Raw genomic sequence first — 18,754 nt, 5'->3', positions numbered from 1 at the left:
CGTCCGGGACGCTCGGCGTCCCGGACGGGCCGGCTACCAGATGGATACGCGCTCCGCGGGTGAGAGCCACAGCCCGTCGCCCTCGGCGACCCCGAACGCCTCGTACCAGGCGTCGAGGTTGCGCACGATGCCGTTGACCCGGAACTCGCTCGGCGAGTGCGGGTCCGTCGCGAGCCGCGTCACGAGTGCCTCGTCACGCACCTTCATCCGCTCGGTGAGCGCGTAGCCGATGAAGAAGCGCTGCAACGCCGTGAGGCCGTCGACCTCGGGGGCGTCCTCGATGGGGTGGCCGAGGGCGATCTCGTACGCCTTGAGGGAGATCTCGACCCCCGCGAGGTCACCGATGTTCTCGCCGACCGTGAGCGCACCGTTGACGTGATGCGAGCCGCCCAGCTGGCGCGGCGAGTAACTGTCGTACTGCGCGATGAGCTTCTGCGCGCGCTCCATGAACGCGGCACGGTCCTCCTCGGTCCACCAGTCCTCGAGCGCACCCGTGCCGGAGTACTTCGATCCTTGATCGTCGAAGCCGTGGCCGATCTCGTGCCCGATGACCGAGCCGATGCCGCCGTAGTTGATCGCGTCGTCGGCGTCCGGGTGGAAGAAGGGCGGCTGCAGGATCGCGGCGGGGAAGACGATCTCGTTCGCGACGGGCAGGTAGTACGCGTTGACCGTCTGCGGCGTCATGAGCCACTCGGAGCGATCGACGGGGCGGCCGATCTTGCCCCACTCCCAGTCCTCCTCGAACGCGCTCGCGGCACGCACGTTGCCCACGAGGTCGTCGGGGGACAGCGTCAGGCCGGTGTAGTCGCGCCACGTGTCGGGGTAGCCGATCTTGGGCGTGAACTGGCGCAGCTTGTCGAGCGCCTTGTCCTTGGTCGACGGAGTCATCCACGCGAGCGACTCGATCGACACGCGGTATGCCTCGATGAGGTTCGCGACCAGCGCGTCCATCTGCGCCTTGTACTGCGGCGGGAAGTGGCGCTCCACGTACACCTGACCCACGAGCTCTCCCACGACGCCCTCGACCAGGCTCACGGCGCGCTTCCAGCGGTCGCGCTGCTCGGTCGCGCCGCTCAGCACGGTCCCGTAGAAGTCGAAGTTCGCGCGCGACAGGTCCTCCGTGAGGTACGCGGCGCGCGAGTTCACGATGCGCCAGCGCAGGTACGCCTTCCACGTCGCGAGGTCGGTGCCCTCCCACGTGCGGGCGAATCCCGTGAGGAAGCTGGGCTCCCCGGCGACCAGGAGGTCGTGCGCGGCGTCCGGCATGTGAATCGCCTCGGCCCAGACCGCCCAGTCGAAGCCGGGCGCGTCGACCCCGAGGCCCGCGAGCGTCGTGGGGTTGTGAGTGAGCTCCGCCTCACGCGTCTTGACCACGTCCCAGTGGTCCTTCGCGAGCGCGGTCTCGAGCGCCATCACCGTGGCGGCATCGAACTCGAGCCCGGTGAGTCCGGCCATGCGGTCGATGTGCGCAACGTACTTCTCGCGCGTCGCGGCGTGCGCGTCCTCGCGGTAGTACGCCTCGTCGGGAAGGCCGATGCCGGACTGGCCCAGGTAGACGACGTTGCGGTCAGGGTCGAGACGGTCGGCAAAGACGTAGTAGCCCACGACTCCGCTCACGCCGCCGCGCTGCAGCTCGCCCATCACGCGCGCGAGCTCGCCGTGCGTGGTCGCCGCCTCGACGCGCGCGAGGTCGGGCAGGAGCGGCTCGATGCCCAGCGCGTTCACGCGCTCCACGTCCATGAAGCTCGCGTACAGCGCGCCGATCTGCGTGTCCCGCGCGGCCTCCTCGATGATGACGCGCACCTGCTTCTCGGCCTCGTCGCGCAGCGTGTAGAACGAGCCGTCCGCCGAGCGGTCGCCCGGGATCTCGTGGCTGTCCTCCCACGGCCCGGAGACGTAGCGGAAGAAGTCGTCCTGCGCACGCACGGTCGGGGAGAATTCGGAGCGGTCGATTCCGGAGTGAAGCGTCATGTCCCTCACCCTACGGGGGGACGATGCCTGGCTTGGGTGGGTTTCGCTGACGGCGAGGCTGGCATGATGGGCCTCATGCGCATCCACATCGCCGCGGATCACGCGGGTTTCGAGCTCAAGCAGCACCTCATCGCCCACCTCTCGACCGCGGGCCACGACGTCGTGGACCACGGCGCGGTCGAGTACGACGCCCTCGACGACTACCCGCCGATGTGCATCGCGGCGGCCGAGGCCGTCGCCGCCAGCCCGGGCGACCTTGGCATCGTGATCGGCGGCTCCGGCAACGGTGAGCAGCTCGCCGCCAACCGCGTCCCCGGGATTCGCGCGGCGCTCATCTGGTCCGTCGAGACCGCGAAGCTCGCGCGTCAGCACAACGATGCGCAGATCGGCTCGATCGGCGCTCGCATGCACTCGCTCGAGGAGGCGACGGCGATCGCCGAGGCCTTCCTCGCCGAGCCGTTCTCGGGCGACGCGCGTCACCAGCGACGGATCGACCTCATGACCGAGTACGAGGCTCGCCGCTAGAAGTCCCAGTTGGCGAGGGGGCCACCGGCGACAGCATCGCGACCGCGAGCTCGCGGGCCTGTCCTGGCGTGTGCTCCCTCACGAGCCCCGCGTCGACCAGCGCCTCGAGGGACGTCCCGCCGAGGTAGCACTGCGACAGGTGGCGAATGTCCACCGTGAGGTCAGGGGCGGACTCGGTGCGCGTCACCTCCGCGTCACCGCCCGCGATGCGGATCCGCCAGGTCCCCGCGTTGTCCGCCACGTCGCGATCGGTCAGCTCGATCGCGACGTCGCAGTCGTGGAAGTACTCGCGCGCGGAGAGCGCGGTGGGCACATCCAGCAGCCGCACCCACACGTTGTCGATCACCTTCGAGCGCACGCCGCGCGGGTCCTTGAGCTGGTGCAGCAGCGGATCGTCCGTCGCGAGGTTCTCCGTCATCGTGGTCTCGACCAGGTCGAAGTCCGTGAGCGTCTGCCACAGGCGCTGGGAGGCGGCCGGGGTGAGCGAGCCGTGCTCGCGCACCTGGCACACGCCGTCGTGGATGCCGACGGAGGACCGCGCGTGGCGCCGGAAGAACGCGTACGCCACCGGCTCGCCGCGGTCCTCGACGATCGCGAGGCGCCAGCGCTCCATGCCGCGGCGGTTGCCCACCGGATCGGTGAACCGAGCGTTGCGTCCCGACCCCGCCGGGGTGTGGACGGTCCCGGGCCGCGTGAGCCGCGCCTGCAGGCCGGCCACGAGCGCGTCGTGGTCCGCGAAGGACGCGCGCTCGAGCCGCACCGTGAGGTCCTCGGACCCGTCGACGTGCCACATCTTTGCTCCGCGGGGGATCTCGGCCTTGACCGTCTGCGACCCCATTCCGTATCCGAAGCGCGCGTAGATGGGAGCCTCCATGGCGTACAGCACGGACACCGCCTCGCCGCGTGCGATCGAGCGCGTGAAGTGGTCGTGGATCATGCTCGTCATGAGGCCCCGGCGCCGGTGCGCGGGGTGGACCCCCAGCCACGACAGCCCCGCGGTGGAGACCGTCCGCCCACCGGGCACCACCATCTGCGTGCCGAAGCTCGCGTGGACCGCGGCGACGTCGCCCACCCGTCCCCGCCTGGCATCGGTCACCTCGAGGGCGCGGGCGCGCTCGACGGGAAGCGCATCGATGTAGTCCTGGCGGTCCTCGCGCAGCCACTCGCCCACGAAGGCCCACTGCACCACGTCGAAGAACTCGTCGAGACGCTCCGCGGCGTCGATGGTCCGGTATCCCTCTGCCTTCTTCATGCTTCTACCGTGTCATGGTCGGCGGCGCCTGGGAAATCACCGCGACCCCGGCATCGGCCGGACCGCGGGTCAGAAGAACAGGTTCGACACGGGCGCCGACGTCGACTCGAAGGCCGCCGCGAGCGCGCGCACGGCCCCCGGCCTGCGCTCCTCGACCAGCCCCGCGGCCGCCAGGGCCGTGAGGCTCACGCCGCCCAAATACGCCGCGCTGAGCTCCTGCACGGAGATGACGATGTCCGGCTGGGCTCCCGGCGCCGACTCGACGTGGCCCTCGCCGGCGCGCGACGTCACGCGCCACGGTCCCGCGTTGTCGGGGAAGAGGGGGTCCGTGACCTCGATCACGGCGTCGACGGGGCACAGATACTCGCGCGCCGTCAGAGCGGCGGGCACGTCGACGATGCGCAGCCACAGGTTGTCGCGCAGGCGCGGTCGCGCGGAGCGAGGGTCGGTGAGGAGCCACAGCACGGGGTCGTCGGTCGCGAGCGGCATCGCCTCGACGGTGCCCATGAGGTCGATGTCGAGGAGCACCGACCACATGCGATGCGTCGCGGCGGGGGAGAGGGCAGCGCACTCCTTCGTGCTGAGCACGCCCTCGGGTATCCCCTCGGCCGACCACGCACCCTTGCGGCGGAACATCGCGTACGCGACGGGCGCGCCGTCGGCGTCCTCGACCGTGAGCATGCGCAGGCGCTCGCCGCCGCCCTCCCACTCCGAGGAGGGATCCGCGAAGCGCGCGGTCAGCGCGCGCGGGTGCTCGAGCGTCATAGTGCCGGGTCGTGTGAGGCGCGACTGGACCTCGGCCACCATCGCGCCGTGGCGCTTGAGGCTCGCCTTCTCGATGCGCACGCGCAGCGCCTCGGAATCGGGCACGTCGCGCAGAGTGGCGCCGCGCGGGATCCGCACATCGAGCTGGCGGGCCGCGAGGCCGTAGCCAAAGCGCTGGTAAATCTCGGACTCCGCGGCGTAGAGCGCGCTGGCGACCTCCCCTCGCGAGCGGGCATCGGTGAGGTGATCCGCCATCATGGCGCGCAGCAGGCCGCGCCTGCGGTGACCGCTGTGCACGCCGACCCACGTGAGGCCCGCCACCGGCACCAGCCCCCGCCAGGCACGCGCATACGGAAGGTGAACGCGCCCGCGACGCCCGCGAGAGTGCCCACGTTGCCCACCGCGGGATCGTCGATCTCCATCGCACGCAGCCGACCGAAGGGAAGCTCGGCGCGATACTCATCGAGGTCGGTTGGCTTGATTTCGCCCACGAACGCCCACATGGACACGTCGAGCATGTCCTCCGCGCGCGAGGACTCGAGGGAGACGAGGCGATATCCCGGGGTGACCGTCATGGCGCCATCGTCCCATTGCGGACGATGCCCCGGCCCGGCCGCGCGCGGCGCGTCGCCGCGCGCGTGGAAGGCGCTACATCGCGCGGAACGCCTCGATGCGGTCTTCGAGCCTGCGGTACTCGACCTTGATGCAGCGGTTCTGCACCGCGACCATACCTGCGCCGCGCGCGGTCGCCATCGCGTCGGGGTGGGAGATTCCCAGTTGGAGCCACAGCGCCTTCGCGTGGATGCCGACCGCCTCCGCGGCGATCGCGGGCGTGTGCTCGGCGCGACGGAACACGTCCACGAGGTCGATCTCCGCGGGAAGCTCCGCGAGCGAGTCGTAAAAGCCGTGTCCCCGAATCTCCTCGCCCGCCGCAGCCGGGTTGACGAGGTACAACTCGTAGGGGGTGTTCTCCATGAGCCACACCACGATCTGGTAGCTCGTGCGCGACGGGTTGGGGGAGGCGCCCACGATCGCGACGCGCCGCGTGCGCGCGAGCGCCAGGGCCATCTCGTCGTCGCCGGGGGTGTCGGCCCCCACGGGGGTCGGGCAGGACTCGGCGGTGGCGGTGGTCGGGTCGAGGCTGATGTGCTCCATGCTCACGGAACGTAACACGCAGACCGGGCATTCCGCCCGGGACCCCCGTCCCCGTGTGCAGGCGGCGCGGCGGAGGGCCGCGGGAATGTGAGCGGCCGACAGGCGGTTGGCCAGTGAGGAAGGCGCCGCGGCCAGCGGTGCCCCGCACTCAGGAACACAGGAGGAGACATGGCAACCACGAGCCCCGTGAAGACCACCGAGTCGAACCCGAAGATCGGCATCAAGGCCGAGGACCTCAAGGCGATCAACGCCGGCCTCGCGCAGGTGCTGTCCGACACCTTCACGCTCTATCTCAAGAGCCACGGCTACCACTGGAACGTCACCGGACCGCACTTCCGCTCGCTGCACCTGCTCTTCGAGGAGCAGTACCAGGAGCTGTGGGCCGCGGCCGACGTGCTCGCGGAGCGCATGCGCGCGCTCGGCTCCGGTGCGCCCGGCTCGTACGCCGAGTTTCTCGAGCACGCCTCGATCAAGGACAACGAGCGCACCGCCGACGCGATGACGATGGTCGAGAACCTCGCACGCGACCACGAGACGCTCGCGCGCCTCGTGCGCCCGCTGGTCGAGGTCGCGGAGGACGCCGGGGACGGCGCGACCGCGGACCTGCTCAACGCGCGCCTCGCGGCGCACGAGCAGGCGGCGTGGATGCTGCGGTCCTTCGCCGCGTAGCCGAGCACAAGGACAGAGCGAGGGCCCCGACCGTTGGTCGGGGCCCTCGTGTCGTGCTGAGGGAACCGTGCTTAGGGAACGGTGTGCCCGGCAGCGCGGAACATCTCGTACCACTCGGACCGCGTGAGCTCGACGTCGGCGCCGCGCGCCGCCGCCTCGACGCGCGCGGGGGTCGTCGTGCCCAGCACCACCTGCATGCGCGCCGGGTGGCGCGTGAGCCACGCGACCGCGATCGACTCGGGCTGGACGTCGTAGGACGCCGCGAGGCGATCGATCACCGCGTTGAGCTCGGCGTAGCGAGGGTTGCCCAGGAACGGCCCGTCGAAGAAGCGCGACTGGAAGGGGACCACGCCTGCAGCGTGATGTCGTGCAGGCGGCAGTAGTCGACCATGCCGTTGTCGCGGTCGATCGACTGGTCGAGGTCGCCCATGTTGGCGGCGACGCCGCTCGCGATCGAGGGGGCGTGCGTCACGGACAGCTGAATCTGGTTCGCGACGATCGGCTGGCGCACGTGCCTGCGGAGGAGCTCGATCTGGCCCGGCGTGTGGTTGGACACGCCAAAGTGACGCACCTTGCCCGCGGCATGGAGCTCGTCGAACGCGCGCGCGACCTCCTCGGGCTCGACCAGGGCATCGGGCCGGTGGAGCAGCAGGATGTCGAGGTAGTCGGTGCCGAGGGCGGAGAGCGATCCCTCGACCTGGCCGACGATCCGCTCGTAGGAGAAGTCGAAGTACGGGCCGTCCTTGACGATTCCGGCCTTGGACTGAATCGTCATCGCCTCGCGCTCGGATGGTGTAAGGCGCATCGCCTCGGCGAAGCGGCGCTCGCAGCCATGCATGGACGATCCGTAGATGTCGGCGTGGTCCATGAAGTTGATCCCGGCGTCGAGGGCGGTGCGCACGAGCGTGCGCACCTCGTCGTCGGTCTTGTCTTGGATGCGCATGAGGCCCAGCACCACGGCGGGTGCCGTGATGTCGGTGCCGGGGAGGGTGAAGGTCTTCATCTGATGTCCTTTCAAGAACCGCGGCAGTGAAGAGGCGCCGCAGTGAAGAAGCGCCGCAGTTAAGAAGCGCTGAGCGTCGCGACCTCGTCGGGGGTGAGCACGAGGTCCGCCGCGCGGGCCGAGTCGGTGATGGACGCCGGGCGGGACGCGCCCGGGATGGGGATGACCACGGGGGCCAGCGCAAGCTCCCACGCGAGCACCACCTGGTGCACGCTCACGCCGTGCGCGTCCGCGACCGAGGCGAAGGCCGCGTGGCGGGCGGAGAGTTCGGGGGCGTTCGAGATCCCTCCCAGGGGGCTCCAGGGGAGGAAGGCGATGCCGAGTCGCGCGCAGTGCTCGAGCTCGCCCTGCGACGAGCGGAAGCGCGGCGAGAACTGGTTCTGCACGGACACCAGCCTGCCACCGAGGATCGCGTTGGCCTCGTCGATCTGGGCGACGGTGGCATTCGAGATGCCAGCCATGAGGATGACGCCCTCGTCGAGCAGGTCGCGGATCGCTCCCACCGAGTCCGCGTAGGGCACGCGCGGATCCGGCCGGTGGAACTGATAGAGGCCGATCGCCTCGACGCCGAGGCGCTTCGCGGATGCCTTGGCCGCCTCCTTGAGGTAAGCGGGGTCGCCGTTCTGGGTCCAGGTTCCATCACCCGGCCGCAGGTGGCCGCCCTTGGTCGCGACCAGCACGTCATCCGCGGCGCGGCCGAGGTCGCGCAGCGCGCCGGCGATGAGCTCCTCGTTGTGACCCACCTCGCCGGCGTGAAGGTGGTAGGCGTCCGCGGTGTCGATGAGCGTGACGCCCGCCTCGACGGCGGCGTGCACCGCGGCGATCGAGCGGGCCGCGTCGGGCCGGCCCTCGATCGACATCGGCATGCCGCCCAGGCCGATCGCGCCGACCGTCCGGCCACCGAGTGTGCGCTGCTTCATGTCTCCTCCTTGGGACAGGTGTGGGGTCGCTCGCAGTCTAGGAAGGGCCTAACCTAGAAGTCCAACGGGTGAAACTGATGAGTTTCATCAAGCCAGGCTATGAATGGAGCCTCCTGATGGATCTGCGCCAGCTGGAGTACGTGGTCGCCGTCGCCGACGAGCGTCACTTCACGCGCGCGGCCGCCCTCGTCGGCGTGTCCCAGTCGGGACTGTCGACCGCGATCCGCGCGCTGGAAGCGGAACTGGGCTCATCGCTGTTCGAGCGGACCACCCGCCGGGTCGAGCCCACCGAGGCCGGCCGCGCCCTGCTCCCGTACGCCCGCGCGATGCTCGCGCAGGCCGTCGAGGCCCGCGACGCCGTGGTCGATGCCTCGCGCGAGGTGTCGGGCACGCTGAGGATCGGCGCCGAGCAGTGCCTGGGAATCGTCGACGTCGCCGCACTGCTCGAGCGCTTCCACCGCCGCCATCCCCAGGTCGAGGTCCACTTTGCCGAGGCGGGCTCTCACGAGCTGCTCGCGCGCGTGCGCGCCGCGGAGCTCGACGTCGCGTTCGTCGCGGACGCGGGACACCTGGGTGCCCTGCCCAGCCGTGACCTCGGGGGAGAGGACCTCGTGGTGCTGTGCCCTCCCGGCCACGCCGCGGCATCGTCCTCTCCCGCGCGCTGGCGCGACCTCGAGGGGCACGACTTCGTCGACTTCCATCCCTCCTGGGCGATGAGGCCGCTGAACGATGCCGCGGTCGCCGCGGCGGGCGTCGACAGGAGGGTGCGCTTCACGGTCGGCGACGTGCACACGCTGATCGGCTTCGTGGGTCGTGGCCTGGGAATCGCCGTGGTGCCGCGCCACGTGGCGGCGAAGCCCGAGGCACAGGCGCTCGTCGCGGTGCCCCTCGAGGGAGGCGGCGACCGCTGGACGGTGTCCGCGGTGTGGTCGACGCGCGAGCGCGCCGACTCCCCGACGCCTCACCTGCTCGCGCTGCTCGATGGATCGGTGCAGGCCTGTGCCCCCGCACGCGACGAGGGGCCCCGCCCGCAGGCGAGGCCCCTCGTGAGCGCCGTCTAGATGTAGTACATCGCCGGTTCGCGCACGCGCTCCGGCGGCGCGTCGGGATCCGGGTGGCGGTGCGAGTCGCCCGAGTCCACGGCCGATGCCGCGGTCGAGGCCTCGGTGGGTCCGGGGTGGTTGCGGATCACGGCGGGGATGCCCACCGCGGTCGCACCGTCCGGGACGTCCTTGACGACCACGGCATTGGCGCCGATCCGCGCGTCGGGCCCGATGTGCACCGGGCCGAGCACCTTGGCGCCCGCGCCGATCACGACGCGGTCGCCGATCGTCGGGTGGCGCTTGCCGGGGCTCATCGAGGTGCCGCCCAGGTTGATGCCGTTGAACATCAGGACGTCGTCGCCCACGATCGCGGTCTCGCCGATCACCACGCCGGAGCCGTGATCGATGAACAGGCGTCGCCCGAGCGTGGCGCCGGGGTGGATCTCGATGCCGGTGATCCGGCGTGCCCGCTGCGACACGAGGCGCGCGTACGAGTGCGCCCCGTGTCGCCACAGCCAGTTGGCGAAGCGGTGATACCACACCGCGTGAACGCCCTGGTAAGAGCCCGCGATCACCCACCACGTTGGCGCGGCGGGGTCACGCCGCTGCACGGTGCGGATGTCTTCGAGTGCCCTGGCGAGCACTCCGGGTTCTGATGCCATCGAGAAACCTCCGGTGGGGACGGCCGGTGCGGTGTGGAGAAGCGGGTCAGTCCATCAGGTCCGCGTACAGCACGGACGAGAGGTAGCGCTCACCGAAGGACGGGATGACGACCACGATGGTCTTGCCTGCGTTCTCGGGGCGCTTGCCGACCTCGATCGCGGCGTGCAGCGCGGCGCCCGAGGAGATGCCCACGAGCAGGCCCTCCTTGCGCGCCGCGGCACGGGCGGTCGCGACGGCCGTCTCGGCGTCGACGTCGAAGATCTCGTCGTAGACCTCGGTGTTGAGGACCTCCGGGATGAAGTTCGCGCCCAGACCCTGAATCTTGTGGGGGCCGGGCTGTCCGCCGTTGAGGATGGGAGACTCGGCAGGCTCGACGCCGATGATCTGCACGCCGGGCTTGCGGGCCTTGAGGACCTCGCCCACGCCGGTGATGGTGCCGCCGGTGCCGATTCCGGCGATAAAGATGTCGACCTCGCCGTCCGTGTCGTTCCAGATCTCCTCCGCGGTGGTGCGGCGGTGGATCTCGGCGTTGGCGGCATTCGCAAACTGGCGCGCGAGCACCGAGCCGGGACGCTCGGCGGCGATCTTCTCCGCGGCGGCCACTGCTCCACGCATGCCCTCGGGGCCCGGCGTGAGGATGAGTTCGGCGCCGAACGCGCGCAGGAGTGCGCGACGCTCCTTCGACATCGTCTCGGGCATCGTCAGCACCACGTTGTAGCCGCGCGCGGCACCCACCATGGCGAGGGCGATTCCCGTGTTACCCGAGGTGGCCTCGATGATCGTGCCGCCCGCGGCAAGGGAGCCGTCCGCCTCGGCGGCGTCAATGATCGCGACGCCCAGGCGGTCCTTGACGGAGTTCGCGGGGTTGTAGAACTCGAGCTTGGCGAGGATGGTCGCGTCGACGCCCTCCGGGAGGGTGTTGATCTTGACGAGCGGGGTGTTGCCGATGAGGGCGGTCGCGTCCTCGTAAATGCGGGCCATGGTTTCTCTTTCCTTGGGAGGTGTGTCAGGGAGTAATCCGTGAGACGGGGATCCGGGTGGGACAACGCGGGCGCATGGGATTCCATGCCGGGGCGAGCGCTGGGGCAGCCGGTCAGGTGGCCGAGGGGCCGCGAGGCTGGTGCCAGCGCTCTAGAGACAGCAGCAGCAGACGCCGCAGCACATCGCGGCGGGCGAGCAGGCGAGGACGGCAGAGGCGGGTGCGACAGTCGCACGGCGCTCGATGCTCATGGTCCCTTGCCTTTCCTGGCTCGGCGCTCAGGCTATCGCCGCGGAGCCGCGCGTGGCAACCCACCGCCCACATGGAGCGCCGTCCGGTTACGGTGGGAGAGGAGAGCCTCGCGAGGAGGCCCGCGCGAGGAGGAACGATGCCACGCCCGCTCGATGTCTCGGTGGAGCGCGAGGGGCTGGTGCCGGCCCCGGCGAAGGACGTGTGGGAGGCGTTGACCAGGCCCGAGCGGCGTGCACAGATCTTCACGATGGTGACGGAGGCTCGCACCGAGGCGGGCGAACCGGGCGAGGTGGGCCACGTGCTGGTCCAGACCGAGTCCGACGTGGGTGCGGAGCCCGTCGAGGTGCGCCTCACGACGGTCGAGGTGGATCCCTTCAAGCGACTGGTCCAGGAGCGCACCGGACCGGACGGCAGTTTCACGTCGACCACCGAACTCGAGGAGACGCCGGACGGCACCCGGGTGCGCCGCGTCTTCCACGTCTACCACCCGCACCCCAGCCTCGCCGAGCGTGCCATGCGGCGCGGGATCGCCACGTTCTTCACGCTCGGTGGCACGGTCCGGCTCAAGGCCGATATCGCGGATCTCACCAGGCACTTCAACGAGGACCTGCGCACACGAGGCCGCTAGCCTGGAGGCAACCAGCAGAGGGGGTCGTCATGCCAGGGCACAGCGTGCGCGCGGAGCGCACCATCGCCGCGCCACCCGAGCGCGTGTGGGAGATCATCACCGATCTCGACTTCGCGGCAGAGGTGATGAGCGCGATCGTCAAGGTCGAGCGGCTCGAGGGCGAGGGCTATGAGGTGGGCGTGCGGTGGCGCGAGACGCGCCGCATGTTCGGCCGCGAGGAGTCCGAGGAGATGTGGGTCGACGCGGCCGAGGCCCCGCGAACCACGACCGTGCGGGCCGAGTCGCGTGGCACGCACTACGTCACCGACTTCACGCTCGCACCCGTCGACGAGGGCACCCACGTCGTGATCGACTTCTCCGCACAGACCCCGAACCCGGGACCGGCGCAACGGCTCGGCTGGCTCGTCTTCGGGCGCGCGGGCATGAAGGCGACGCGCAAGGCGCTCGAGCAGGACCTCGCGGACATCGCGGCGGCAGCCGAGGGAGTCGAGCCGTCATGAGCTGGTTCACGGCCTCCGACATCTCGTGGATCGCGGTGATCCTGTCGACCGTCGCCGGATTCGTGGTGGGCGCGGCCTGGTATCACGAGCGCGTGCTCGGTCGCGTGTGGAGGCACCTGGTGGGCCTCACCGAGCAGGACCTGCGCGACGCATCCCCGGCGCGCTTCGTCGCGACCGGCGTGGTGCTGTTCGGGACCGCGCTCGTGCTCAACGTCCTCATGGTCGAGCTGTCCGTGCTCTCGGTGGGCGGCGGCGCGCTCTTCGGTGCCTTCATCGCGCTCGTTTTCCGTGTGGGCAACCACATCATCCACCACGGCTTCGAGCTGCGCCCGCCCGCGCTGACCATCGTCAACGGCGTCCACGATGTCGTGGCCCTGGCCGCCGCGGGGGCGGTCATCGGCGCCTTCGTGTAGCGGGCATCGTCCCTGAAACCGGCATCGTCGCTTGCGCGGCGCTAGTGTCGCGACAAGGGGACGTGCGGGCCGTCGTGGCCCGCGGGAGAGGGGAGCGGCCATGGACTGGCTCACGCTCGAGGGGATCAACTGGCTTGCCGTCGTCGTGGCGTTTCTCGCCACGTTCGCGATCGGGTTCTGGTGGTACTCCGATGCGGGCTTCTTCAAGGTGTGGCGCAGGCTCGGCCGCATCTCGCGCGAGGACATGGAGGGCGCGAGCATGGGGGTCGCCTTCGGCGGCACCATCGTCGCGAACGCGCTGGGCGTGATCCTGCTCGCGGTGCTCATGAACGGGCTCGGGATCGACGACTGGGCCGGCGGGCTCGTGCTGGGCGCTCTCCTGGGGTTGATCTTCCGTGGTGGCGCTCACGCGCTGCACAACGGGTTCGCGATCCGCCATCCCGGGATCACGGTGATCGACGCCGCGCATGACACGGTGGGTCTCGCCGTCGCGGGACTCGTGCTGGGCCTGTTCTAGGAGGGACGATGCCGGTGTCGCCGGACGCGGCGAGCGAGATCGCCGGGCGTGAGTACGGTCTCGCCATCGTGGCGGTGAAGGAACTGGGGTCGAACGAGGACCGGAACCTGTTGCTGAGCCTCGAGGACGGTCGCCGCGTGCTCCTCAAGATCGCCTCCGGGGCGCCCACCGACTTCGCCGCGCAGGATGCCGCTCTCGACCTTCTCGCGGGCTCCGGCCTGCCCTTCGCGGTGCCGCGCGTGTGGCCCACCCTCGCGGGCGCCAGGGCCGTCGCCGTCGCGGGCGCGGGAGCGTGCGTGCGCGTCCTGGGCTTTCTCGACGGAGCGCCCCCGGCGGCCGCTGCACGGCCCGCACCCGTCCTGCCCGCGGCGCTGGGCACGACAGCCGCCACACTGATGCGAGCCCTCGAACGCTTCGATCACGGCCTCCTCGCGGAGGGCGGCGACTGGGATCTGAGCGAGGCTCGGCGCGTGCTCGACGGGTCGCTCGCGGTGCTGGCTCCCGGTGAGGCCGCACGGCTCGACGCGCTGCTGCGCGGCGCGGAGGAGCGGCTCGCCCCGTGGCGCGAGGCGTTGCGTGTCCAGGCCGTGCACGGTGACCTCACGGCGGACAACGTGGTGATGGGCCCGGACGGCGCGGTCGCGGGTGTGATCGACTTCGGCGATCTGGGGCGCGGCTGGCGTGTGGGGGAGGCCGCGATCGCGGCGTGCTCCCTGCTTCAGCACGATGGTCCCGCGGTGCGCGACGCTCTCGACTGCGTGGCCGCCTTCGACGCGGTGGCGCCGCTCACTCGCGAGGAGATCGCGGCGTGGTGGCCCCTCGTGGTGACGCGCGCGGTGGTGCTCGCGGCGGCGGGCGAGCGCGTGCTCGCCGCGGACCCCGCGAACACGTACGCACGTGTGCGCCGTCCCCTTGAGGCACGCATGCTCGACCGTGCGGCCGCGCTCGGCTTCGACGAGGCCGAGCTCCTGCTCCTCGACGCGCTGGGCCGCGTACAGGCGATGCCGGTCGACGGCCTCGCCCCCGCGGTGAGCGGACTCGAGCATGCCCCCGAGGTCGACCTCTCCGTGCTCGGGGACGCGGCGGACGGCGGCGCGTGGATGGACCAGGACTGGGCGCGGCGGACGTTGGCGGAGGCCGCCGCGGCGGCGGGCGGGGCGGCGCTCTCGCGGTACGGCGAGCACCGGCTCACCCCGGAGGCCGCGACGGGCGCGGCCGACGCCTCGATGGGGATCGCACCGCGCTCTCATGCGCTCGCGATCGAGGCGGCCCTGCGGCCGGGCACGCCGGTCCACACTCCCGGAACGGGCGTGGTGTCGAGGGTGAGCGGAGGCGCGGTCGTCGTCGATCTCGACTCGGGTGGGGCGGTGCATCTGCGTGGTGTGGACGCGGAGGCCTCGCCGGGGGATCGGATCGCCTTCGGGGACCTGCTCGGCAGGGTGGGCGCGGCGGGGGCCGTCTCGCTGCAGCTGTGCGCGGTCACCGGCGTGACGCCACCAGTTCTCGTCGCGCCGGGACACGAGGAGGCGTGGGGGCGACTGTGCCCCCACCCGGGTGCCCTCGTGGGCCGCCCGGCCCCGGCATCGTCCTCTCATGCGGCGACGAGCCCCGCCCCGGGCGACCTCCTCGCGGCCCGCGTGCGCACGTTTCCCCTGGTACAGGAGCACTACTACGACGCGCCGCCGCGCATCGAGCGCGGCTGGCGCCATCACCTGCTCGACACGGACGGGCGCGGCTACCTCGACATGGTCAACAACGTCGCGATCCTGGGTCACGGGGAGCCGCGCATTGCCGCCGCCGTCGACCGGCAGCTGCGCCGCCTCAACACCAACTCGCGCTTTCACTACGCGGCCGTGGTCGAGTTCGCGGAGGCGCTCGCGGCGCGCGCACCGGAGGGTCTCGACCAGGTGTTGCTCGTGAACTCGGGTTCGGAGGCCGTGGATCTCGCGATCCGCATGGCGAGGGCGGCGACGGGGCGCACGGACATCCTCGCGCTGACCGAGGCGTATCACGGGTGGACCGTGGGCGCGGATGCGATCTCGACGTCCCTGGGAGACAACCCCGCGGCGCTCGCGACGCGGCCGGCGTGGGTGCGGCTGCTCGATGCGCCGAACACGTATCGCGGACGCCATCGCGGTCCCGACGCGCCCCTGTATCTGCGCGACGCGCTCGACCGGCTCGCCCACTGGGACGCGGAGGGCGTCGAGCTTGCGGGGGTGGTGAGCGAGCCCATCTTCGGCAATGGTGGCGGCGTGCTGCTGCCGGACGGCTACCTCGCCGGGCTGTGGGATGCGGTGCGAGAGCGCGGCGGGGTGTGCGTGTCGGACGAGGTGCAGGTGAGCTACGGTCGCCTCGGCGCGCACTTCTGGGGATTCGAGCAGCAGGGCGCGGTGCCGGACATCATCGCGGTGGCCAAGGCGATGGGCAACGGGCACCCGCTGGGCGCGGTCATCACGTCGCGCGAGATCGCCGAGGCGTTCGCGGTGGAGGGGTCGTTCTTCTCGTCGGCGGGCGGCAGTCCCGTGAGCTGTGTCGTGGGGTCGACCGTGCTCCGCGTACTCGACGAGGACCGGCTGCAGGACAACGCGCGCGTGGTCGGCGCGCTGCTGGGCGACGGGCTGCGAGAGCTGTGCGACCGCTTTGGCGCGCTGGGCGCCGTCCACGGGATGGGGCTGTACCTGGGCGTCGAGGTGGTCCGGGGTGGACCCGATGCCCCGGACCCCCGGGCGGCGCGCGAGATCTGCGCGGCGCTGCTCGAGGAGGGAGTGATCGTGCAGCCCACGGGCGACCACAAGAACGTGCTGAAGATCAAGCCGCCGCTCACGATCGATGCTCCGGCGGTCGAGCGATTCCTGCGGGCGCTCGAGGGCGTGCTCGCGCGGCGTGAGGCCAGGGCGGAACTCGGCGGGGAGGAAGTGTGAGGTGTGCGGTAGAGAACCGGGTTGATTTCTGCCGTGGGCCTCACCATTGGTGGCAGGGGGCCGATGCGTGGCTCCAGTGGAGCGGGTGACGGGAATCGAACCCGCACCATCAGTTTGGAAGACTGAGGCTCTACCATTGAGCTACACCCGCATTGCCTTGCGACGCTTGCGTGCGCGCGGCGGGTACTAGAGTAGCGGAGCCCGGCCGATGCCGGGTAACGCGCCCGCTGATGGGCGCAACGGGGTGTAGCGCAGCTTGGTAGCGCATCTGCTTTGGGAGCAGAGGGTCGCAGGTTCAAATCCTGTCACCCCGACTTTACGAGTGACTTTGTCACTGCTGTGGGTCCGCAAGGGCCAATCGGGGACATGGCGGGGACATGGCGGGGGCCAACACGAGCGCTCGATGCCTAGAAATCGCCGAGTGCGACGCCGAGGCGTGTACGAGCCTCCACCGCAGCCCGCTCGAGACCGGCGGCCTCAGGCATCCACTACGCCGTCGATAGGGGTGAGTTGGTGTGGCGAGCGGGCTTTCGCCAGCAGGCCCTCGGGATTTCGCCGATGTGGTTGCCGAGTTCGTCGCGGATGACCTTCGTCCGCGTGGCCGAGTCCCAGCGGACGACGAACGTTCCGCGACGGCGGTAGAGCTCGACGAGGTAGTCCTCTGCGCACTTGACTTCCTCGGTCTTGCGCGCGATGTCCGCGTGGCGCGAGCGCTCGTACTCGCCGATGGCGGTCCCGTCCATGGTGATCTCAAGGCGAAAGAGCGTGTCGGAGATCGGCTGAGCCTCAACGACGAGGGACATGGTGCTCCGATCAGTCGAGCTAGACGGTTCGGCCGAATCCTAGCGCGGGTCTGTCGGGTGTTGCGCCCCGGGTTCGGTGGAGGCTCTCAAGCCATGGAGGATGAGAGTCATGTCAGCACCGAGGAAGTACCCCGCCGAGCTGCGTGAGCGGGCCACGAGGATGGCCGTCGAGCTTCGTCAGGACCCGGCGACGAAGATGGGCGCGATCGCGCGTGTGGCCGATCAGCTCGGCATGCACCGGGAGACGTTGCGAGGCTGGGTCCGCCAAGTGGAGATCGACGGCGGCGTCCGGCCGGGCACCACGACCTCCGAGGCGGAGCGCATCGCCAGCCTCGAGCAAGAAGTCCGTGAGCTGCGGCGCGCGAACCACATCTTGAAGACCTCGGCGGCTTTCTTCGCGGCGGAGCTCGACCGCCCCACCAGCAGGTAGTCGCCTACGTCGACGCCCATCGCCACGACGTGGTCGATGGGCGCGAGGTCGGGGTCGAGCCGATCTGCACGGTCCTGTCTGAGGCCGGCGTGCAGATCGCCCCGAGCGGCTACTACGCAGCGAAGATCCGGCCCCCGTCGGCGCGTGCCGTGCGCGACGCGGAGCTGATCGTCGACATCCGCCACGCCCACAAGGCGAACCTCGGCGTGTACGGCGCGCGCAAGATCCATGCCGAGCTCAACCGGGAGGGCATAGCGGTCGCGCGGTGCACGGTCGAACGTCTCATGCGTGCCGACGGGCTTCGAGGGATCACGCGCGAGAAGTCGCGCAAGACCACGTTCGGCGACGGCGCTGAGACCGATCGGCCTGCCGATCTCGTCGAGCGCCAGTTCACGGCTGACGGGCCGAACCAGCTGTGGGTCGCGGACCTGACGTACGTGCGCACCCACGCCGGCTGGACGTACGTCGCGTTCGTCCTGGACGTCTTCAGCAGGATGATCGTGGGCTGGCAAGTGTCGACGTCACTACGTACCGACCTGGCCCTCGACGCTCTTGAGATGGGCCTATGGACGCGCCAGCGGGCCGGTCAGGACGTGTCCGGTTTGATCCATCACAGCGACCGAGGAGTTCAATATCGAGCGATTCGCTACAGCGAGCGCCTGGCGGAAGCTGAGGCTGTCGCATCGGTTGGTAGCAGGGGTGATAGTTACGACAATGCCATGGCCGAGGCGTTGAACTCGCTGTTCAAAGCCGAGTGCATCCGCAACCCCGTGATGCGTCCCAAGGGCGGTTGGAAGTCCGTCACGGACGTCGAGATCGCCACCGCCGAGTACGTCGACTGGTTCAACCACCGACGCCTCCATGGCGAAATCGGGATGGTCCCACCCGTCGAGCTCGAGGCCCTCCACTGGGCCACCGTCCGATCCGACCACTACTCTGAAGCACCCGTCCCCGTCGGGGCCGGTTCCAACTAACCGGGCCTCCACGAAACCCGGGGCGCAACAGGGAGCTCTGTGGAAGTGGTTTGGCGTGATCCCGTGGGGCGCTCGGGCTTCGGGTGCAGTCTGAATGAGTCAACCGCCAACTTCCCTCGCATCACGAGGGAACTCGTGAGTTCCCGGGACGACCGTGAGGCTCCGAGAGTTCGCCGGATCCTCCAGAGGGTCGCAGGTTCAAATCCTGTCAGCCCGACGGTGGGGCGGCGCCGCTCGCGCTCGCGGACCGTGACACATGAGTGCACGACTGTCGCCAGAAGCAGACACTCGTGTGTCAGCACGAGGCGAGGACGGCGCCGTCGGGCCTCGCTCATGCTGAGGTCGCGGCTTCAGGACAACTCGGAGCTGAC

The 18,754-nt window shown here is 70.4% G+C and carries 18 protein-coding genes, 2 tRNA genes and 1 pseudogene; 10 read left to right on the top strand and 11 right to left on the bottom strand.

The window, feature by feature from the left end:
* Positions 1-33: 33 nt before the first annotated feature.
* Positions 34-1,971, bottom strand: coding sequence for a M13 family metallopeptidase (locus tag QUE44_RS06865; protein WP_286216632.1), 1,938 nt, complete (start codon positions 1,969-1,971; stop codon positions 34-36).
* Positions 1,972-2,046: 75 nt separating this feature from the next.
* On the opposite strand from QUE44_RS06865, the gene QUE44_RS06860 reads away from it, so the two are divergent.
* Positions 2,047-2,496 (top strand): ribose-5-phosphate isomerase, encoded by a 450-nt coding sequence (locus QUE44_RS06860; protein ID WP_286216706.1) that lies wholly within the window; start codon positions 2,047-2,049, stop codon positions 2,494-2,496.
* On the opposite strand, the gene QUE44_RS06855 is transcribed toward QUE44_RS06860, so the two are convergent.
* The 4 genes from QUE44_RS06855 to QUE44_RS06840 form a co-directional block, all read right to left on the bottom strand.
* Positions 2,468-3,748 carry a GNAT family N-acetyltransferase gene (locus QUE44_RS06855; RefSeq protein ID WP_286216631.1) on the bottom strand — a complete coding sequence of 427 codons (1,281 nt, stop codon included), beginning with the start codon at positions 3,746-3,748 and terminating at the stop codon, positions 2,468-2,470. The genes QUE44_RS06860 and QUE44_RS06855 overlap by 29 nt on opposite strands.
* 69 nt (positions 3,749-3,817) lie before the next feature.
* On the bottom strand, positions 3,818-4,810 hold the full coding sequence (locus QUE44_RS06850; RefSeq protein WP_286216630.1) for a GNAT family N-acetyltransferase: 993 nt from the start codon (positions 4,808-4,810) through the stop codon (positions 3,818-3,820).
* Entirely contained in the window at positions 4,768-5,088 is a 321-nt protein-coding gene (locus QUE44_RS06845; protein ID WP_286216629.1) for a hypothetical protein, read from the bottom strand. Before QUE44_RS06845 ends, QUE44_RS06850 begins: the two co-directional genes overlap by 43 nt.
* Before the next feature lie 73 nt (positions 5,089-5,161).
* The gene (locus QUE44_RS06840; protein WP_286216628.1) at positions 5,162-5,668 is read right to left on the bottom strand and encodes a CoA-binding protein; all 507 of its coding nucleotides are present in this window, start codon (positions 5,666-5,668) and stop codon (positions 5,162-5,164) included.
* Between the two features lie 168 nt (positions 5,669-5,836).
* Between QUE44_RS06840 and QUE44_RS06835 the strand changes: the two genes are divergently transcribed.
* Complete coding sequence (locus QUE44_RS06835; RefSeq protein ID WP_286216627.1) at positions 5,837-6,337, top strand: Dps family protein; 501 nt, start codon at positions 5,837-5,839, stop codon at positions 6,335-6,337.
* A gap of 71 nt (positions 6,338-6,408) precedes the next feature.
* Here QUE44_RS06835 and QUE44_RS06830 read toward each other — a convergent pair.
* Both QUE44_RS06830 and QUE44_RS06825 read right to left on the bottom strand, forming a co-directional pair.
* A pseudogene (locus QUE44_RS06830) lies at positions 6,409-7,280 on the bottom strand (aldo/keto reductase).
* 119 nt (positions 7,281-7,399) lie between these two features.
* Entirely contained in the window at positions 7,400-8,260 is an 861-nt protein-coding gene (locus tag QUE44_RS06825; RefSeq protein WP_286216625.1) for an aldo/keto reductase, read from the bottom strand.
* Between the two features lie 116 nt (positions 8,261-8,376).
* Here QUE44_RS06825 and QUE44_RS06820 point away from each other — a divergent pair, with 116 nt between their 5' ends.
* The gene (locus QUE44_RS06820) at positions 8,377-9,321 is read left to right on the top strand and encodes a LysR family transcriptional regulator (protein ID WP_286216624.1); all 945 of its coding nucleotides are present in this window, start codon (positions 8,377-8,379) and stop codon (positions 9,319-9,321) included.
* On the opposite strand, the gene cysE is transcribed toward QUE44_RS06820, so the two are convergent.
* Positions 9,318-9,965 (bottom strand): serine O-acetyltransferase, encoded by a 648-nt coding sequence (gene cysE / locus QUE44_RS06815; protein WP_286216623.1) that lies wholly within the window; start codon positions 9,963-9,965, stop codon positions 9,318-9,320. The two genes, QUE44_RS06820 and cysE, sit on opposite strands and share 4 nt — an antisense overlap.
* Positions 9,966-10,011: 46 nt before the next feature.
* The gene (gene cysK / locus QUE44_RS06810; protein WP_286216622.1) at positions 10,012-10,947 is read right to left on the bottom strand and encodes a cysteine synthase A; all 936 of its coding nucleotides are present in this window, start codon (positions 10,945-10,947) and stop codon (positions 10,012-10,014) included.
* 386 nt (positions 10,948-11,333) lie between these two features.
* Here cysK and QUE44_RS06805 point away from each other — a divergent pair, with 386 nt between their 5' ends.
* The 5 genes from QUE44_RS06805 (at position 11,334) to QUE44_RS06785 (ending at position 16,176) form a co-directional block, all read left to right on the top strand.
* On the top strand, positions 11,334-11,825 hold the full coding sequence (locus QUE44_RS06805; RefSeq protein WP_286216621.1) for an SRPBCC family protein: 492 nt from the start codon (positions 11,334-11,336) through the stop codon (positions 11,823-11,825).
* 29 nt (positions 11,826-11,854) lie between these two features.
* A complete protein-coding gene (locus QUE44_RS06800) occupies positions 11,855-12,325 on the top strand; it encodes an SRPBCC family protein (RefSeq protein WP_286216620.1) in 471 nt (156 codons plus the stop codon).
* Positions 12,322-12,738, top strand: coding sequence for a DUF1761 domain-containing protein (locus QUE44_RS06795; RefSeq protein WP_286216618.1), 417 nt, complete (start codon positions 12,322-12,324; stop codon positions 12,736-12,738). The genes QUE44_RS06800 and QUE44_RS06795 overlap by 4 nt, the downstream gene beginning before the upstream one ends.
* A gap of 100 nt (positions 12,739-12,838) precedes the next feature.
* Entirely contained in the window at positions 12,839-13,255 is a 417-nt protein-coding gene (locus tag QUE44_RS06790) for a DUF1761 domain-containing protein (RefSeq protein ID WP_286216617.1), read from the top strand.
* An 8-nt stretch (positions 13,256-13,263) separates the two neighbouring features.
* Complete coding sequence (locus QUE44_RS06785) at positions 13,264-16,176, top strand: aminotransferase (RefSeq protein ID WP_286216616.1); 2,913 nt, start codon at positions 13,264-13,266, stop codon at positions 16,174-16,176.
* A gap of 77 nt (positions 16,177-16,253) precedes the next feature.
* Here the strand turns inward: QUE44_RS06785 and QUE44_RS06780 are convergent.
* A tRNA-Gly gene (locus tag QUE44_RS06780) sits at positions 16,254-16,327 on the bottom strand.
* A gap of 89 nt (positions 16,328-16,416) precedes the next feature.
* On the opposite strand from QUE44_RS06780, the gene QUE44_RS06775 reads away from it, so the two are divergent.
* A tRNA-Pro gene (locus QUE44_RS06775) sits at positions 16,417-16,490 on the top strand.
* Positions 16,491-16,664: 174 nt separating this feature from the next.
* Here QUE44_RS06775 and QUE44_RS06770 read toward each other — a convergent pair.
* The gene (locus tag QUE44_RS06770; RefSeq protein WP_286216613.1) at positions 16,665-16,979 is read right to left on the bottom strand and encodes a hypothetical protein; all 315 of its coding nucleotides are present in this window, start codon (positions 16,977-16,979) and stop codon (positions 16,665-16,667) included.
* A gap of 109 nt (positions 16,980-17,088) precedes the next feature.
* Between QUE44_RS06770 and QUE44_RS06765 the strand changes: the two genes are divergently transcribed.
* A protein-coding gene (locus QUE44_RS06765) for an IS3 family transposase (RefSeq protein WP_286216611.1) occupies positions 17,089-18,383 on the top strand; the annotation gives its coding sequence in 2 pieces (ribosomal slippage) (positions 17,089-17,368 and positions 17,368-18,383; 1,296 coding nt in all).
* Positions 18,384-18,754 lie beyond the last annotated feature (371 nt).

The organism is Demequina sediminis, from assembly GCF_030296675.1.
Lineage (GTDB): Bacteria > Actinomycetota > Actinomycetes > Actinomycetales > Demequinaceae > Demequina > Demequina sediminis.
This window is presented reverse-complemented; position numbering and strand designations above follow the sequence as displayed.

Coding starts and splice junctions, on each gene's coding strand:
- QUE44_RS06865 (WP_286216632.1), bottom strand. CDS start 1,971: ATGACGCTTCACTCCGGAATCGACCGCTCCGAATTCTCCCCGACCGTG.
- QUE44_RS06790 (WP_286216617.1), top strand. CDS start 12,839: ATGGACTGGCTCACGCTCGAGGGGATCAACTGGCTTGCCGTCGTCGTG.
- QUE44_RS06800 (WP_286216620.1), top strand. CDS start 11,855: ATGCCAGGGCACAGCGTGCGCGCGGAGCGCACCATCGCCGCGCCACCC.
- QUE44_RS06770 (WP_286216613.1), bottom strand. CDS start 16,979: ATGTCCCTCGTCGTTGAGGCTCAGCCGATCTCCGACACGCTCTTTCGC.
- QUE44_RS06835 (WP_286216627.1), top strand. CDS start 5,837: ATGGCAACCACGAGCCCCGTGAAGACCACCGAGTCGAACCCGAAGATC.
- cysK (WP_286216622.1), bottom strand. CDS start 10,947: ATGGCCCGCATTTACGAGGACGCGACCGCCCTCATCGGCAACACCCCG.
- QUE44_RS06845 (WP_286216629.1), bottom strand. CDS start 5,088: ATGACGGTCACCCCGGGATATCGCCTCGTCTCCCTCGAGTCCTCGCGC.
- QUE44_RS06795 (WP_286216618.1), top strand. CDS start 12,322: ATGAGCTGGTTCACGGCCTCCGACATCTCGTGGATCGCGGTGATCCTG.
- QUE44_RS06840 (WP_286216628.1), bottom strand. CDS start 5,668: ATGGAGCACATCAGCCTCGACCCGACCACCGCCACCGCCGAGTCCTGC.
- QUE44_RS06805 (WP_286216621.1), top strand. CDS start 11,334: ATGCCACGCCCGCTCGATGTCTCGGTGGAGCGCGAGGGGCTGGTGCCG.
- QUE44_RS06855 (WP_286216631.1), bottom strand. CDS start 3,748: ATGAAGAAGGCAGAGGGATACCGGACCATCGACGCCGCGGAGCGTCTC.
- QUE44_RS06860 (WP_286216706.1), top strand. CDS start 2,047: ATGCGCATCCACATCGCCGCGGATCACGCGGGTTTCGAGCTCAAGCAG.
- QUE44_RS06820 (WP_286216624.1), top strand. CDS start 8,377: ATGGATCTGCGCCAGCTGGAGTACGTGGTCGCCGTCGCCGACGAGCGT.
- QUE44_RS06785 (WP_286216616.1), top strand. CDS start 13,264: ATGCCGGTGTCGCCGGACGCGGCGAGCGAGATCGCCGGGCGTGAGTAC.
- cysE (WP_286216623.1), bottom strand. CDS start 9,965: ATGGCATCAGAACCCGGAGTGCTCGCCAGGGCACTCGAAGACATCCGC.
- QUE44_RS06825 (WP_286216625.1), bottom strand. CDS start 8,260: ATGAAGCAGCGCACACTCGGTGGCCGGACGGTCGGCGCGATCGGCCTG.